Source organism: uncultured Paracoccus sp. (assembly GCF_947487305.1).
GTDB lineage: Bacteria > Pseudomonadota > Alphaproteobacteria > Rhodobacterales > Rhodobacteraceae > Paracoccus.
In genome coordinates this window covers 30,342-44,616 of sequence record NZ_CANKWH010000012.1, presented here as the reverse complement: position 1 = coordinate 44,616, position 14,275 = coordinate 30,342, and the positions used below count along the sequence as shown (strand labels likewise).

13 protein-coding genes are annotated in these 14,275 nt (G+C 66.4%); 6 read left to right on the top strand and 7 right to left on the bottom strand.

Going from position 1 to position 14,275, the window contains the following annotated elements:
• Positions 1–13: 13 nt before the first annotated feature.
• Together Q1A36_RS14560 and Q1A36_RS14555 are read right to left on the bottom strand one after the other, a co-directional pair.
• Positions 14–451 (bottom strand): CBS domain-containing protein, encoded by a 438-nt coding sequence (locus tag Q1A36_RS14560; protein WP_232816646.1) that lies wholly within the window; start codon positions 449–451, stop codon positions 14–16.
• Between the two features lie 43 nt (positions 452–494).
• Positions 495–1,445 (bottom strand): LysR family transcriptional regulator, encoded by a 951-nt coding sequence (locus tag Q1A36_RS14555; RefSeq protein ID WP_299845528.1) that lies wholly within the window; start codon positions 1,443–1,445, stop codon positions 495–497.
• 103 nt (positions 1,446–1,548) lie between these two features.
• Here Q1A36_RS14555 and Q1A36_RS14550 point away from each other — a divergent pair, with 103 nt between their 5' ends.
• The 6 genes from Q1A36_RS14550 (at position 1,549) to Q1A36_RS14525 (ending at position 7,243) form a co-directional block, all read left to right on the top strand.
• Complete coding sequence (locus tag Q1A36_RS14550) at positions 1,549–3,048, top strand: CoA-acylating methylmalonate-semialdehyde dehydrogenase (RefSeq protein WP_299845525.1); 1,500 nt, start codon at positions 1,549–1,551, stop codon at positions 3,046–3,048.
• A 134-nt stretch (positions 3,049–3,182) separates the two neighbouring features.
• Entirely contained in the window at positions 3,183–4,328 is a 1,146-nt protein-coding gene (locus tag Q1A36_RS14545) for an acyl-CoA dehydrogenase family protein (protein ID WP_299845523.1), read from the top strand.
• A 1-nt stretch (position 4,329) separates the two neighbouring features.
• A complete protein-coding gene (locus tag Q1A36_RS14540; protein ID WP_299845520.1) occupies positions 4,330–5,337 on the top strand; it encodes an enoyl-CoA hydratase/isomerase family protein in 1,008 nt (335 codons plus the stop codon).
• Positions 5,334–6,203, top strand: a complete 870-nt coding sequence (gene mmsB, locus Q1A36_RS14535) for a 3-hydroxyisobutyrate dehydrogenase (protein ID WP_299845517.1) — start codon at positions 5,334–5,336, stop codon at positions 6,201–6,203. Before Q1A36_RS14540 ends, mmsB begins: the two co-directional genes overlap by 4 nt.
• Before the next feature lie 99 nt (positions 6,204–6,302).
• Positions 6,303–6,608 carry a hypothetical protein gene (locus tag Q1A36_RS14530; protein ID WP_299845514.1) on the top strand — a complete coding sequence of 102 codons (306 nt, stop codon included), beginning with the start codon at positions 6,303–6,305 and terminating at the stop codon, positions 6,606–6,608.
• Positions 6,609–6,763: 155 nt separating this feature from the next.
• Positions 6,764–7,243 carry a hypothetical protein gene (locus Q1A36_RS14525; protein WP_299845511.1) on the top strand — a complete coding sequence of 160 codons (480 nt, stop codon included), beginning with the start codon at positions 6,764–6,766 and terminating at the stop codon, positions 7,241–7,243.
• A gap of 21 nt (positions 7,244–7,264) precedes the next feature.
• Here Q1A36_RS14525 and recN read toward each other — a convergent pair whose 3' ends face one another.
• The 5 genes from recN to ftsA form a co-directional block, all read right to left on the bottom strand.
• Positions 7,265–8,908, bottom strand: coding sequence for a DNA repair protein RecN (gene recN / locus Q1A36_RS14520; RefSeq protein WP_299845508.1), 1,644 nt, complete (start codon positions 8,906–8,908; stop codon positions 7,265–7,267).
• Between the two features lie 34 nt (positions 8,909–8,942).
• On the bottom strand, positions 8,943–9,797 hold the full coding sequence (locus Q1A36_RS14515) for an outer membrane protein assembly factor BamD (protein ID WP_299845743.1): 855 nt from the start codon (positions 9,795–9,797) through the stop codon (positions 8,943–8,945).
• Between the two features lie 139 nt (positions 9,798–9,936).
• Positions 9,937–10,872, bottom strand: coding sequence for a UDP-3-O-acyl-N-acetylglucosamine deacetylase (lpxC, locus tag Q1A36_RS14510; protein WP_299845505.1), 936 nt, complete (start codon positions 10,870–10,872; stop codon positions 9,937–9,939).
• Positions 10,873–11,101: 229 nt separating this feature from the next.
• Complete coding sequence (ftsZ, locus tag Q1A36_RS14505; RefSeq protein WP_299845502.1) at positions 11,102–12,712, bottom strand: cell division protein FtsZ; 1,611 nt, start codon at positions 12,710–12,712, stop codon at positions 11,102–11,104.
• Positions 12,713–12,936: 224 nt separating this feature from the next.
• On the bottom strand, positions 12,937–14,271 hold the full coding sequence (gene ftsA / locus Q1A36_RS14500; protein WP_299845499.1) for a cell division protein FtsA: 1,335 nt from the start codon (positions 14,269–14,271) through the stop codon (positions 12,937–12,939).
• Between the last annotated feature and the right edge of the window lie 4 nt (positions 14,272–14,275).

The window sequence follows — 14,275 nt, the reverse complement described above, 5'->3', positions numbered from 1 at the left end:
CGCAAGCGCGGGCTCAGTTGCCCATGATCATGCCGGTCAGCGCCTCTTTCTCGGCGGCAAGTTCCTTCAGCCGGCCGCTGACGGCATCGCCGATCGAGACCACGCCCAGCATGTTGCCCTCGTCATCGACCACCGGCAGGTGGCGGAAACGACCCTTGGTCATGCGGTCCAGAATCACCAGCGCATCCTCGGACCGGGTGCAGGTCTGCACCTGCTTCGTCATCAGGTCGCTGATCGGGGTGTCCAGCACGGCGGCGCCGTTCTTGCCCAGCTGGCGGACGATGTCACGCTCGGACAGGATGCCGTCGGGGCGCTTGCCATCGCTCGAGACGACGACGGCACCGATGCGCAGGTCCGACAGGACGCGAACGGCGTCGGCGACGGTATCGGTGGGCTTCACCGTCACGATGGTCGCGCCCTCGACCCCCGGTTTCCCCGAATCGCCCTTCATGGACAGCAGTTGATTGACCAGCATGGGTGCCCCCGTTTCGCGCTTACGTTGAGCCCATCTTTTTCACCTTCTGGCGAGCCGTCAAGTCCGCCGATGGGGACTCGGCCCGAACCAGCGCCTCGAGACGCGTCACTTCGCGCCTCAGAGCCTGCGCCAGCGCCTCGGCCAAGAGACTCAGCCGGCGGCTGGCGCGGTCATCGGCATGGCGCAACAGCCAGAAGCTGCGGGTCAGCGAAATCTCGTCCGTCAGCACCGGCACCACGCCCGGGGTGAAGGGAATGGCGAAATCATGCACGATGCCAAGGCCCGCCCCGGCGCGGATGGTCTGCATCTGCACCGAGACCGAATTCGAGGTGATCGCCGCCGCCTCGACCCCGGTTTCGGCCAGATAATCCAGCTCGCGGTCGAAGATCAGGTCCGGGATATAGCCGATCAGCCGGTGATGGCGCAGATCGGCGCGACTGGTCAGCGGCGGGCTGGCGGCCAGATAGTCGCGATGCGCGGCCAGATGCAGCCGGTAATCGACCAGCCGCTGCACCACCAGCCGCCCGGTCTCGGGGGGCGAGACGCCGATGGCCATGTCGGCCTCGCGTTTCGACAGGTTGAAGACCCGCGGCAGGGCGACGATCTGGATCTCGAGCCCCGGATGGGCGTCGCAGAGCTGCCGGGCGACCTGCGGCAGCAGGTAGTTCGCGCAGCCATCCGGCGCGCCGATACGCAGCTGTCCACCGATCCCGGTCTCGTGGCTGGCCGCCTCCGAGGCGGCAGTGACCGCCTGCTCGGCCGCCTCGGCGGGTGCCATCAGCCGCGCGCCCTCTTCGGTCAGGGCATAGCCCTGCGGCGTCTTCAGAAACAGCGTGGCCCCGATCGAGGCTTCCAGCCGCGCCACGCGCCGGCCCATGGTCGAGGCATCCAGCCCCAGCCGCCGTCCCGCCCCCGACAGGCTCTCGGCCCGCGCCACGGCCAGGAATATGCGCAGATCGTCCCAGTCCATGCGTCCCCGGCTTTGCAGAATCGCAAAATGCTTTTGCCAGACTGCCTCTTTTACCGGCATTTCCGCAAGGCTATTGTCGCCCCAGCCATGTATGGAGGATGCGATGAAAGAGATTCATCACTGGATCGACGGCAAGGAATACAAGGGCACTTCGGGCCGCTTCTCGGATGTCTACAACCCCGCCACGGGCGAGGTGCAGGCCAAGCTGTCGCTGGCCACCAAGGACGAGCTTGACGCCGCCGTTGCCAGCGCAGCCAAGGCGCAGGTCGCCTGGGGCGCCACCAACCCGCAGCGCCGCGCCCGCGTGATGATGGAATTCGTGCGCCTCATCAACCGCGACATGGACGTGCTGGCCGAAACGCTGTCGTCGGAACATGGCAAGACCTTCCCGGATGCCAAGGGCGACGTGCAGCGCGGTCTGGAAGTGATCGAATTCTGCATCGGCGCGCCGCATCTGCTGAAGGGTGAATTCACCGACAGCGCCGGCCCCGGCATCGACATCTATTCGATGCGCCAGCCGCTTGGTGTCGTTGCGGGCATCACGCCCTTCAACTTCCCCGCCATGATCCCGCTGTGGAAGATGGGCCCGGCGCTGGCCGCCGGCAATGCCATGATCCTGAAGCCGTCCGAGCGTGACCCCTCGGTGCCGATGATGCTGGCCAAGCTGCTGCAGGAAGCCGGTCTGCCCGATGGCGTGCTGCAGGTCGTCAATGGCGACAAGGACAGCGTCGACGCAATCCTCGACAACCCGGTGATCCAAGCGGTGGGCTTCGTCGGCTCGACCCCGATCGCCCAGTATATCTATGAGCGTGCGGCCCAGAACGGCAAGCGCGCGCAGTGCTTCGGCGGCGCCAAGAACCACATGATCATCATGCCCGATGCCGATCTGGATCAGGCGGCGGATGCTCTGGTCGGTGCCGGCTTCGGCGCGGCAGGCGAACGCTGCATGGCGATCTCGGTCGCGGTGCCAGTGGGCGACAAGACTGCCGATGCGCTGATCGAGCGGCTGGTGCCGCGGATCGAGAAGCTGAAGGTCGGCCCCTGGACCGCCGGCAATGACGTGGATTACGGCCCGGTCGTGACCAAGGCCGCCAAGGAGAACATCCTGCGTCTGGTGCAGTCGGGTGTCGATCAGGGCGCCGAGCTGGTCGTCGATGGCCGTGACTTCAACCTGCAGGGCTATGAAGACGGCTTCTTCGTCGGTCCGCACCTGTTCGACCGCGTGACCCCGGACATGGACATCTACAAGACCGAGATCTTCGGCCCGGTCCTCTCGACCGTCCGCGCCCAGACCTATGAAGAAGCGATCAACCTGGCCATCGACCATGAATATGGCAATGGCACTGCGATCTTCACCCGTGACGGCGACACCGCCCGCGACTTCGCCAGCCGCATCAATATCGGCATGGTCGGCGTCAACGTGCCGATCCCGGTTCCGCTGGCCTATCACACCTTCGGCGGCTGGAAGAAGTCGGGCTTCGGCGACCTGAACCAGCACGGCCCCGATGCCTTCCGCTTCTACACCCGCACCAAGACGGTGACCGCGCGCTGGCCCTCGGGCATCAAGGAAGGTGGCGAGTTCAACTTCAAGGCCATGGACTGATCCATCGCGCTTGTCGCTGATATCCGGAGGGCGGGGCTATCCCCTGCCCTTCCCTCGGGGCGGCTTGCCACAGGCCGCCCCGCACTGATAATTAAACATACGTTCATTTCTGCACGTCCGGGGAGGGACCGCCGATGGATTTCGCGCTGAGCGAGGAGCAGCAGGCCGTTTTCGACATGGCCCGCGATTTTGGCGAAACCCGGATCGCGCCCCATTCGCGCCAGTGGGAGGCAGACGGCACGATCCCGAAAGACCTCTGGACCGAGATCGCCCAGCTGGGCTTCGGCGGGCTTTATGTCAGCGAGGAGTATGGCGGCTCGGGCCTCTCGCGGCTTGATGCGACATTGGTCTTCGAGGCCCTCGCCATGGCCGATCCCTCGGTCGGCTCGTTCCTCTCGATCCACAACATGTGCGGCGGCATGATCGACAAGTTCGGCAGCCCCGAGACCAAGGCCCGCTGGCTGCCAGGTCTCTGCAGCATGGAGAAGGTGTTCAGCTATTGCCTGACCGAGCCGGGTTCGGGGTCAGACGCCGCGGCGCTGCGCACCCGGGCCGAGCGGACGAACGAGGGCTATCGCCTGAACGGCACCAAGGCCTTCATCTCGGGCGGCGGCTATTCCGATGCCTATGTGGTGATGGTCCGCACCGGCGAGGACGGGCCGAAGGGCATCAGCACGGTGATCGTCGAGGATGGCACGCCCGGCCTCAGCTTCGGCGCGATGGAAGACAAGATGGGCTGGCGCGCCCAGCCCACCGCGCAGGTGCAGTTCGATGATTGCACCGTCCCGGCGGAAAACCTGCTGGGGCACGAGGGCAAGGGCTTCAGCTATGCCATGGCGGGTCTCGACGGCGGGCGGCTGAACATCAGCGCCGGGGCGCTTGGCGGGGCGCAGGGGGCGCTGAACGCCACGCTGGCCTATATGGGCGAGCGGCGGGCCTTCGGTCAGAGCCTCGACCAGTTCCAGGCGCTGCAGTTCCGGCTGGCCGAGATGGAGACCGCGCTGCAATCGGCCCGCATCTTCCTGCGGCAGGCGGCATGGAAGCTGGATACCGGCGCACCGGATGCCACCAAGTTCTGTGCCATGGCCAAGCTCTATGTCACCGACCGCGCCTTCGAGGTGGCCAATCACTGCCTGCAACTGCATGGTGGCTATGGCTATCTGGCCGATTACGGCATCGAGAAGATTGTGCGCGACCTGCGCGTGCACCAGATCCTTGAAGGCACCAATGAAATCATGCGGCTGATCGTCGGCCGCGCGCTTCTGTCCGAACGGGGGTAAGATGGACGACCTCAAGATCCGCAAGACTGGCCGCGCCGGCCGCATCACCTTCACCCGCCCCAAGGCGCTGAACGCGCTGACGCATGAGATGGCACTGGCGATCCACGAGGCGCTGAAGGACTGGCGCAATGACGCCGAAGTGGAGCTGATCGTCATCGATGCCGAGGGCGACCGCGCCTTCTGCTCGGGCGGCGATATCGCGCAGGTCTATCGCGGCGGGCTGGAGGGCAACCACCAGATCGGCCGCGACTTCTTCCGCGACGAATACCTGATGAACGCGGCCATTGCCGATTATCCCAAACCCATCGTCGCCTTCATGCAGGGTTTCGTGATGGGTGGCGGCGTCGGCGTCGGCGGCCATGCCAGCGACCGGATCGTCGGCGACACGACGCAGATCGCCATGCCCGAAAGCACCATCGGGTTGATCCCCGATGTCGGCGGCACCTGGCTTCTGGCGCGCGCGCCGGGCCGGATCGGCGAATACCTGATGCTGACCAGCGACCGCATGGGTCCGGGCGATGCGATCCATGCTGGCTTTGCCGACTACTACCTGCCCGAGGCCGACTGGCCCGCCCTGATCGCGCGGCTGGAGGAAACCGGCTCGACCAGCGTGATCGAAGGCCGGACCCCGCCCCCTGCCCCGCTGGCCGATCGCGACCTGTCGGCGCTCGGCGGCGCTAACCTGGGCGAGATCGTGGCGGCGCTGGAAGCAGCGGGCGACGAGGCGACGCTGAAGCCGATCCGCCGCAACTCGCCTTTGTCGATGGCGGCGGGGCTGGCGATGATCCGCGCGGCGCGCGGCGACCGGCGCATCCAGGATTCGCTCGCGCGCGAATACCGCTTCACCTATCGCGCCACCGAAATGGGCGATTTCATCGAGGGCGTGCGCGCCCAGATCATCGACAAGGACCGCAAGCCCGACTGGACGGCCGATGCCTCGGACGCGCATGTCGCGGCGATGCTGGCATCCCTGGGCGATGAGGAACTGAACTGGGAGGACAAGGCATGAAGATCGGATTCATCGGGTTGGGGAACATGGGCGGGCCGATGGCCGCCAATCTGGCCAAGGCCGGGCATGAGGTGGCGGGCTTCGATACCGCCGCGCCGATGCCCGAGGGCGTCAGCAAGGCCGACAGCGCCGCCGCCGCCGCCACGGGTGCGGACGTGGTCATCACCATGCTGCCCAATGGCAAGATCCTGCGCGGCGTCGCCGACCAGGTCATCCCCGCGATGGCAGCCGGTGCGGTGCTTTGCGACTGCTCGACCGTCGACGTGGACAGCGCCCGCGCCGTGGCCGAACAGGCCAACGCCGCAGGAATGGGCGCGCTGGATGCGCCGGTCTCGGGCGGGATCGGCGGGGCGCAGGGCGGCACGCTGACCTTCATGGTCGGCGGCCCGGATGCAGCCTTCGCGACCGTGCAGCCGCTCTTCGACATCATGGGCCAGAAGGCCGTGCATTGCGGCGAGGCGGGTGCCGGTCAGGCGGCGAAGATCTGCAACAACATGATCCTTGGCGTCACCATGATCGCCACCTGCGAGGCCTTCGCGCTGGCCGACAAGCTGGGGCTGGACCGGCAGAAGATGTTCGACGTGGTCTCGACCAGCTCCGGCTACAGCTGGAGCATGAACGCCTATTGCCCCGCCCCCGGCATCGGCCCGAAATCGCCCGCCGACAACGATTACAAGCCGGGCTTCGCAGCCGAGTTGATGCTGAAGGACCTGAACCTGTCGCAGGACGCCGCCAGCTCGGCCGGGGCCGATACGCCGATGGGCCGGCAGGCGCGCGATCTTTACGCCCAATTTGTCGAGCACGAGGATGGCCGCGGCAAGGATTTTTCCGCCATGCTGCCACGCTTCAACAAGTTGAACGGGTAGGATTAACCACAGCGCCAGTTTTTTGTGCATGTGATGGAACCCGACCCGGCGCGCCCATGTTCGCCTTTTGACTTGATGTAGTTGAACCAGGGCAGACTGATGACCACCGCGCGCTCTCTTGCGCTGATCTTGGCAACCGCCGCAGGCATCTCTGCCTTCGGCGTGGCCGGATTCACTCAGTCGAAATCCGGCGGGGCTGCGGCCGAGGCGCAGCAGCCGCTGGCCGTCGGCGATGTCCTGCCCGCAGGCCAGGTCCATATCATCAGCGAGCCGGGGCTCTATGGCCTCGGTCGCAATGTCGGCGGCAGCGCCTATGCCGTCGCCAAGGGGCAACTGATCCGCATCGACCCGAAAACCATGAAGGTCCTGTCGATCCTCAGGCCACAGCGCGCCATTCTCGACTGAAGCGTGCTCTCGCGCACCCTGCTGCGCGCACCGGCAGGTTTCCGTCACGGCTCGGCGAGAATCCTGCGACGCCGGGAACCCCTGCTTGTTGCGGTTCGTTAAGCCGGCAATCCGCCGTGGAAACATGGCCAGAGACAAAATGAAGGACTGAAGAAATGACCAAGCTACGCATGATGACTGCGGCCGCGCTTGGCGTCATGATGGCGTTGGCACCGGTCAGCAGCTTTGCCGATCCCGGCAATGGCAAGGGTAATGGAAACGGCAAGGGCAACGGGCGTCACCACGTCCGGGTTGAAAGCCCCGTCGTCGTGATCGACCGCGACCGCGACCGCGTGGTTCACCGTGACCGCAATATCGTCGTCGCCAACTGCCCGCCGGGTCTGGCGAAGAAGAACCCGCCCTGTGTCCCGCCGGGACAGGCGCGCCGCGGACATGACCGGAATGACGGGATCGATGTCGGCGACATTCTTGACTGGGACGACATCCACATCGTCAGCAATCCCGGCCTCTATGGCCTTGGCAATCCGCCTGAGGGCAACCGCTATGCCATCGTCGATGGCCGGCTGGTGCGGGTCGAGTCGGAAACCGGTCGGCTTCTGTCGATCATCCGGCTGGTGAACGCCATCCTCGACTGACCGAGGTTCAGGGCGCTGCGGCTATCCGGCCAGCAGCGCCCGCGCCGCGTCTACTGCCGCATCCGAGACCTTGTCGCCCGCCAGCATGCGGGCGATTTCGTTGATGCGAGCCTCGTCATCCAGCGCCGCGACCCGGCTGGTCGTCATGCCCTTGCTCACCGATTTCGCCACCTGGAAGTGATGCGCCCCCAGCGCCGCGACCTGCGGGCTGTGGGTGACGACCAGAACCTGCGTGTCATGGGCTAGCTTCGCCAGCCGCCGGCCCACCGCATCGGCAGTCGCACCGCCAACACCCCGATCGATCTCGTCGAAGATCAGCACCAGCGCGTCATTGCCGCGCGCCAAGCAGACCTTCAGCGCCAGGAGGAAGCGTGACAGCTCGCCCCCCGAGGCGATCTTGTCCAGCGGCCCCGCCGGCGCGCCGGGATTGGTGGCGACGGTGAAGGCCACGGCATCGCGGCCATCGGGGCCGGCATCGGCCTCGCCCACCAGAGTCTCGAAAACCGCGCGCTCCATCTTCAGCGGTGCCAATTCGGCTGAGACAGCCTTATCGAGCTGGCCCGCCGCCTTGCTGCGGGTCGCGGTCAGCGTCGCCGCCGCCGCGTCATAACCGGCATCGGCATCTGCCACCGCCCGGCGCAGCGCCGCCATCCGTTCCTCGCCCGCATCGATCCGTCCAAGCCGGTCGCGCAGCTCATCCGCCAGACCGGCAAGATCATCGGGCAGCACGTCATGCTTGCGGGCCAGCGCGCGCAGGGCGAACAGCCGCTCCTCGGTCTGTTCCAGCGCGTGGGGATCAAAGTCCAGTGCCGCCAGCGCCGTCTCGACGCCCGATGCCGCCTCGCCCAGTTCCACCAGTGCCCGGCCAAGCGCCTCGATCGGCGCGTCCAGCCGCCCCTCGGCCCGGTCGGATGCCCCCTCGAGCCAGCGATTTGCGTCGAGCATCGCGCCCTCGGCGCCTTCGGGACCGATCATCTGCAAAGCACGTGCCACGTCGCCGCGAATCCGCTCGGCCGCCTGCATGGACCGCCGCGCCACGTCCAGCGCGACCTCCTCGCCCGGCTCGGGGGCGAGATCGTCAAGTTCCTTGACCGCGTGGCGCAGGAAATCCTCTTCCTTCTTCGCCGCCTCCAGCGCTGCCTGAGCCTCGGCCAGCGCCGCCCGCGCCTCGCGCCGGGCCGCCCATGTCCGCCGGGTCGGGGCCAGATCCACCCCGGCAAAGACATCCAGCAGCGCGCGGTGGCCGCGCGGGTTGAGCAGGCCCCGGTCGTCATGCTGGCCGTGAAGTTCCACCAGCAGGTCGGAAAGCTGCCGCAGCACCTCGCCCGAGACCCGGCGGTCGTTGACCCATCCGGTCTTGCGCCCATCCCCGCCATTGATGCGCCTTAGGATCAGCTCGTCCCCGGCCTCGATCCCGGCCTCGTCCAGCACGGCCCGGGCGGGATGATCGGATGGCAGGTCAAAGACCGCCGTCACCTCGCCCTGCGTCGCGCCCGCGCGCACCAGGTCGGCCCGGCCACGCCAGCCGAGAACGAAGCCCAAGCAGTCCAGCAGGATCGACTTGCCGGCCCCGGTCTCGCCGGTCAGAACGTTCAAGCCCGGCCCGAACGTCAGCTCGAGCCGGTCGATCAGCAACATGTCGCGAATGTCCAGCGAACGCAGCATCGCCCTATCCGTTGCAGGCGCTAGCCGCGCCGCGTCACAGCCAGCGCCCCTGCACCACCTGGCGGTAGACATTGGTCAGCCAGCTGTTGCCCTGCGGCGTCGCCGACAGCCCGCGTCCGCGCAGCTGGGCATAGGCATCCTCGTAGAAGGGCGAGGACTGGAAGTTGTGGCCCAGAATCGCACCGGCCGTCTGCGCCTCGTCGTTGAGGCCAAGGGCCAGATAGGCCTCGACCAGACGCATCAGCGCCTCGGGCGTGTGGGTGGTGGTCTGGAATTCCTCGACCACCACGCGGAAGCGGTTGATCGCGGCGGAATAATGACCCTGCTTCAGGTAATAGCGGCCGATCTCCATTTCCTTCGCCGCCAGATGGTCGAAGGCCAGGTCGAATTTCAGGATCGAGCTGCGGGCGTATTCGCTTTCGGGATATTCCTCGATGACCGAGCGCAGCGATTGCAGCGCCTGGAAGGTCAGGCCCTGATCGCGGCCAACCTCGTCGATCTGGTCGTAATAGCTGAGCGCCAGCAGGTATTTCGCATAGGCCGCATCCTCGTCACCCGGATAGGTGTCGATGAACCGTTGCGCCGCGCCCCGCGCCTCTTCGTAATTCTTGGCCCGGTGATAGCCATAGGCCTGCATGATCAACGCCCGCTTGGCCCATTCGGAATAGGGGTAAAGCCGCTCGATCTCGCTGAAATAGAAAACCGCATCCTCGGGCTTGCGGCTGTTCTCCAGCTCGTACTCGCCGCGCTTGTAGATTTCCTCGGCGGTGAAATTCTCGAGATTCTTCGGCGCGTCGGACTGACCGCCGCCGAAGCGCGAACAGCCGGCCGTCACCGATGCCACAAGCAGCATTGCCAGCAGGATTGCCGAAGATTTCGATCGCGCCATGGTCACTCTGTCCATTAATTCCGTCTTGTGACCGCAGTGCTTCCGCCCGACGGCCCGGTCGTCCTAGCACAGAACATCAGAGGGCGCAAAATGGCAATCTGTTGATTGCGGCTGGCTTTCGTCCGGCGATCCCGGGCATTCAGCCCAGAACCGCCTCGTTTCCGGCCAGCGGACCATAGGCCGAGACGCCGGCACCGGGCAGGCGATTCTCGAGCTCGGCCGAGACCTCGACCCATTCCCAGGCATCGGGCTGGGCAAACAGCGCGCGCAGCACCTTGTTGGTCATCGCATGGCCCGCACGGTGGCCGGTATAGCGCGCCAGAAGCGGCGCGCCGGCCAGCGCCAGATCGCCCATCGCGTCCAGCATCTTGTGGCGCACGGCCTCATCGGAATGGCGCAGACCGCCTGGCGACAGCACCTTCGCGCCATCGATGACGACCGCGTTCTCGTAGGTGCCACCCAGGGCCAGCCCGTTCTTGCGCATCGCCTCGACATCGGACTGACGGCAGAAGGTGCGGCTGTCGGCCAGTTCGCGCAGGAAGGCGCCATTGGCCATGTCCAGCCGCTTTTCCTGATGGCCGATCGCGGCATCGGTGAAGTCGATCTGGAAATCGATCTCCAGATGGTCAGCCGGTTCGAGCCGGGCAAAGACCTCGCCCTCGCGCACCTCGACCGGGCGCAACACGCGGATGGCGCGCTGCGTCTTGCCCTGCAGACGGATGCCGACTTTCAGGATGCCGCGGACGAAGGGCTGGCTCGACCCGTCAAGGATCGGCACTTCCGGTCCATCGACGTCGATCAGCGCGTTGTGGATGCCGGTTCCGGCCAGCGCGGCCATGATATGCTCGACGGTCGAGAGCGTGGCGCCCTGACCGTTGTCCAGAAGCGTGCAGAGCGGCGACAGCGTGACATTGTCCCAACGCGCGGCAATGCGGTTCTCGACCCCGTCGAGATCCACGCGGCGGAAGACGATGCCGTGACCAGCCGGGGCGGGCTTGATCACCAGACGCGCAGCGGCACCCGAGTGCAACCCGACGCCCGCGAACTCTGCCTTGCTTTTGATCGTTGCCTGCATGGTCTGCCTGCCGTTTCTTTTCGATTCCGGGGCCATGAGGGCATCCGGTGATCCTCAGGTAGGCGCAGCCCCGCCACCACTCAATTAACGAATTGTAACGGGTTGAAACATTCACCGGCGGAGTCCTGCCCGCACCTTGGATGCGCCGGTCATCGCATTGTTTCAAAAATGAAAAAGGGCCGCGTTGCGCGGCCCTTCCGGATTCTCATGTGACGATTTTGTGAGCGGCTCAATTCGCCTGGCGGCGCAGGAAGGCCGGGATTTCGACATTGTCCTCGCCGGCATCGGGGCTGGCAAGATTGTCGAAATCGGATTCGCTCTGGCGCGCACGGCTGGCCACACGCTCGCTCACCCGCTCGGCAATTGTGCTGGCGGCGGGCTTGGCGGCGGCAGCGCCATCAGCGTGACCGGCAACCCGCTCGATCAGGCGGCCGAGGCCGCCCATGCGGCTTTGCTGGGCATTGGCTTGCGGGGCCGGAGCGGCGCCGCGGGCCTGGCGCTCGCCGTGATTCTCGACGGCGCGCTGCAAGCGGGCCATCACCTCGGGCTTCACCGTCACCCGGTCCTGGCCGGGGGCCTTGGGCGTGTAATAGCCAGCCAGTTCATCCTCGACCTCGGGGGTCGCGACGGCAGGCTTGGCGGCGGGCTGAGGACGGGTCCAGCCGGCGGGCGGCATGTCGTCGTCACCGATCACCGGACGCTGCTCGGCCACCGGGGCGACCGGACGGGTTTCGGCCACGGGCGCGGCGGGGGCCGGTGCGCGGCGCGGCGGCACCGGCAGCTCTTCCTCGCGGGACTTCTGGCCGACGGTCGGATTCTGGGTCAGCGGCTCGGACATGCTGCGGCGCGGGGTCGGAACCTCGGCCACCGAAGGTTCGGCATCGATGCCGGTCGCCACGACCGAAACGCGCAGCGTGCCGTCCATCGACGGGTCCAGCGTCGAGCCGACGATGATGTTGGCATCGGCATCCACCTTGTCGCGGATGATGTTCGCCGCCTCGTCCAGTTCGAACAGGGTCAGGTCGTAGCCGCCGGTGATGTTGATCAGCACGCCCTTGGCGCCGTTCAGGCTGATCTCGTCCAGAAGCGGGTTGGCAATGGCACGCTCGGCGGCTTCGACGGCGCGATTGTCGCCCGAGGCCTCGCCGGTGCCCATCATCGCCTTGCCCATCTCGTCCATCACCGCGCGGACGTCGGCGAAGTCGAGGTTGATCAGGCCCGGACGCACCATCAGGTCGGTCACGCCCTTGACGCCCTGATACAGCACGTCATCGGCCATGGCGAAGGCTTCGGTGAAGGTGGTCTTCTCGTTGGCCAGCCGGAACAGGTTCTGGTTCGGGATGATGATCAGCGTGTCGACGACCTTCTGCAGGGCCTCGACGCCCTCCTCGGCCTGACGCATCCGCTTGGTGCCTTCGAACTGGAAGGGCTTGGTCACGACGCCGACAGTCAGGATACCCATCTCGCGCGCGGCCTGGGCGATGATCGGGGCGGCGCCGGTGCCGGTGCCGCCGCCCATGCCGGCGGTGATGAAGCACATATGCGCGCCCATCAGGTGATCAACGATATCCTCGATGGTTTCCTCGGCGGCCTTGGCCCCGATCGAGGGCTTCGCGCCCGCGCCCAGACCCTCGGTCACTTTCGGACCGATCTGGATGCGCTGCTCGGCCCGCGAGCCGGCCAGCGCCTGCGCGTCGGTATTGGCAACCACGAACTCGACTCCGTCGAGCTGCTTCTCGATCATGTTGTTGACCGCGTTGCCGCCCGCGCCGCCGACGCCAAAGACCGTGATCCGCGGCTTCAGTTCGTCTTGATCGTTCATCATCAGATTGAGGTTCATGGTGTCCGCCTGTTTCGCTGTCTGCCGGGCCTTGTTCGCCCACCCGGTCGAATCCCCGTTTATCCGTCCAATCGTAGCGGCAATACCCCCCTGCGTCACCCGAAAAACACCCGTCAACCGCAAAATATGGCGGTTCGGACGGAGCGTTTCGGCGGTATCTTGCCAAGTCGACAGGATATGGTGGAGGGCAAACTGCCCCCCGCATATCGCTTGTTATGTCTGTCTCACCAGTTGTTACGGAACCAGCGATAGGCCCGGCGCAGGCTGCGCGCGGAATAGCGGTCGGCGGGCATTTCGAAATCCCACCACTCGTCCTGCGGATGGGCGGCGAACAGTGCCAGGCCCACGGCGCTGGCAAAGCTGGGATCGGTCAGCTGATGCGCCAGCCCGTCGATGCGCAGGGGCCGCCCGCAACGGACGTTCGGCCCGAGGATGCGGGTCGCCAGGCCGTCCAGACCGGGGATCTGGCTGCCGCCGCCGGTCAGCACGATCTGCTGGCTGGGCAGCGAGTCAAAGCCCGCCGCATCCAGCCGCTGACGGACCTCTTCCAGGATTTCCTCGACCCTTGGACGCATGATGCCGATCACGTCGCTGCGGCTGACGCTGCGCCGGTCGGATTCCCAGTCACCGGTATCGCCGCCCACCTCGATCATGTCACGGTCGTCGCGCCCGGTGGCCTCGATGCCGCCGTTCAGGGTCTTCAACCGCTCGGCCACGGCATAGGGCACGCGCAGGCCCTGGCTGATGTCCTGGGTGATCAGATGTCCGCCGATGCGCACCCAGTCGGCATAGATCATGTGCTTCTTGATGAAGATGGATACGCCGGTTCCGCCGCCGCCCAGATCGATGCAGGCCGCACCCAGCTCCTGCTCGTCCTCGACCAGGCTGGCGCGCCCCGCCGCATAGGAGGCGCTGGCAATGCCCGCAAGTTCCAGATCGCAGCGGCGGATACAATGCAGCAGGTTGCCGATGGCATCGCCATCGACGGTCAGCACATGCATGTCGCAGGCCAGCCGGTTGCCGGCATGGTCGCGCGGATCGCCCAAGCCGCTGCGGTGATCGACGGCGAAATTCACCGGCTGCGCGTGCAGCACCTCGCGCCCGCGCCCGAAATCCGGCGCGTCGCAGGCGGCCAGCACCGAGGCCACGTCATGTTCCGTGACCTTGCCCTGCTCCAGCGTGATCTCTCCGGCCAGACCATAGGACGAGGGCCGCCCGCCCGAGAGGCAGGCGATGACATGATCGACCCGGACCCCGGCCATCTTCTGCGCCGCCGCGACCACGGTGCGCACCGCACGCTCGGTCTCGGCCATAGTCTCGATCTCGCCACCGCGCATTCCCCGCGCGCGGGTTGTGGCGGCGCCGATCACCTTGAACTCGGCCTGCCCGGCCATCGGCCCGACGCCATCAGCCTCGCGCGTGGTGCCCGAGCCGTCGAATTTCAGCACGAGGCAGGCAATCTTCGAGGTGCCGATGTCGAGAATGCCGATCACGCCGCGTTGCATGGCGGCGCGGCGCATGTTCCGCATGGCGCGTTGCGTCTGGTAAAGATCGGTCATGTCT

Bases quoted from the DNA above. Each gene is read 5' to 3' on its own strand.
- Q1A36_RS14560 (WP_232816646.1), bottom strand. From the start codon at position 451: ATGAAGGGCGATTCGGGGAAACCGGGGGTCGAGGGCGCGACCATCGTG.
- Q1A36_RS14555 (WP_299845528.1), bottom strand. From the start codon at position 1,445: ATGGACTGGGACGATCTGCGCATATTCCTGGCCGTGGCGCGGGCCGAG.
- Q1A36_RS14550 (WP_299845525.1), top strand. From the start codon at position 1,549: ATGAAAGAGATTCATCACTGGATCGACGGCAAGGAATACAAGGGCACT.
- Q1A36_RS14545 (WP_299845523.1), top strand. From the start codon at position 3,183: ATGGATTTCGCGCTGAGCGAGGAGCAGCAGGCCGTTTTCGACATGGCC.
- Q1A36_RS14540 (WP_299845520.1), top strand. From the start codon at position 4,330: ATGGACGACCTCAAGATCCGCAAGACTGGCCGCGCCGGCCGCATCACC.
- mmsB (WP_299845517.1), top strand. From the start codon at position 5,334: ATGAAGATCGGATTCATCGGGTTGGGGAACATGGGCGGGCCGATGGCC.
- Q1A36_RS14530 (WP_299845514.1), top strand. From the start codon at position 6,303: ATGACCACCGCGCGCTCTCTTGCGCTGATCTTGGCAACCGCCGCAGGC.
- Q1A36_RS14525 (WP_299845511.1), top strand. From the start codon at position 6,764: ATGACCAAGCTACGCATGATGACTGCGGCCGCGCTTGGCGTCATGATG.
- recN (WP_299845508.1), bottom strand. From the start codon at position 8,908: ATGCTGCGTTCGCTGGACATTCGCGACATGTTGCTGATCGACCGGCTC.
- Q1A36_RS14515 (WP_299845743.1), bottom strand. From the start codon at position 9,797: ATGGCGCGATCGAAATCTTCGGCAATCCTGCTGGCAATGCTGCTTGTG.
- lpxC (WP_299845505.1), bottom strand. From the start codon at position 10,872: ATGCAGGCAACGATCAAAAGCAAGGCAGAGTTCGCGGGCGTCGGGTTG.
- ftsZ (WP_299845502.1), bottom strand. From the start codon at position 12,712: ATGAACCTCAATCTGATGATGAACGATCAAGACGAACTGAAGCCGCGG.
- ftsA (WP_299845499.1), bottom strand. From the start codon at position 14,271: ATGACCGATCTTTACCAGACGCAACGCGCCATGCGGAACATGCGCCGC.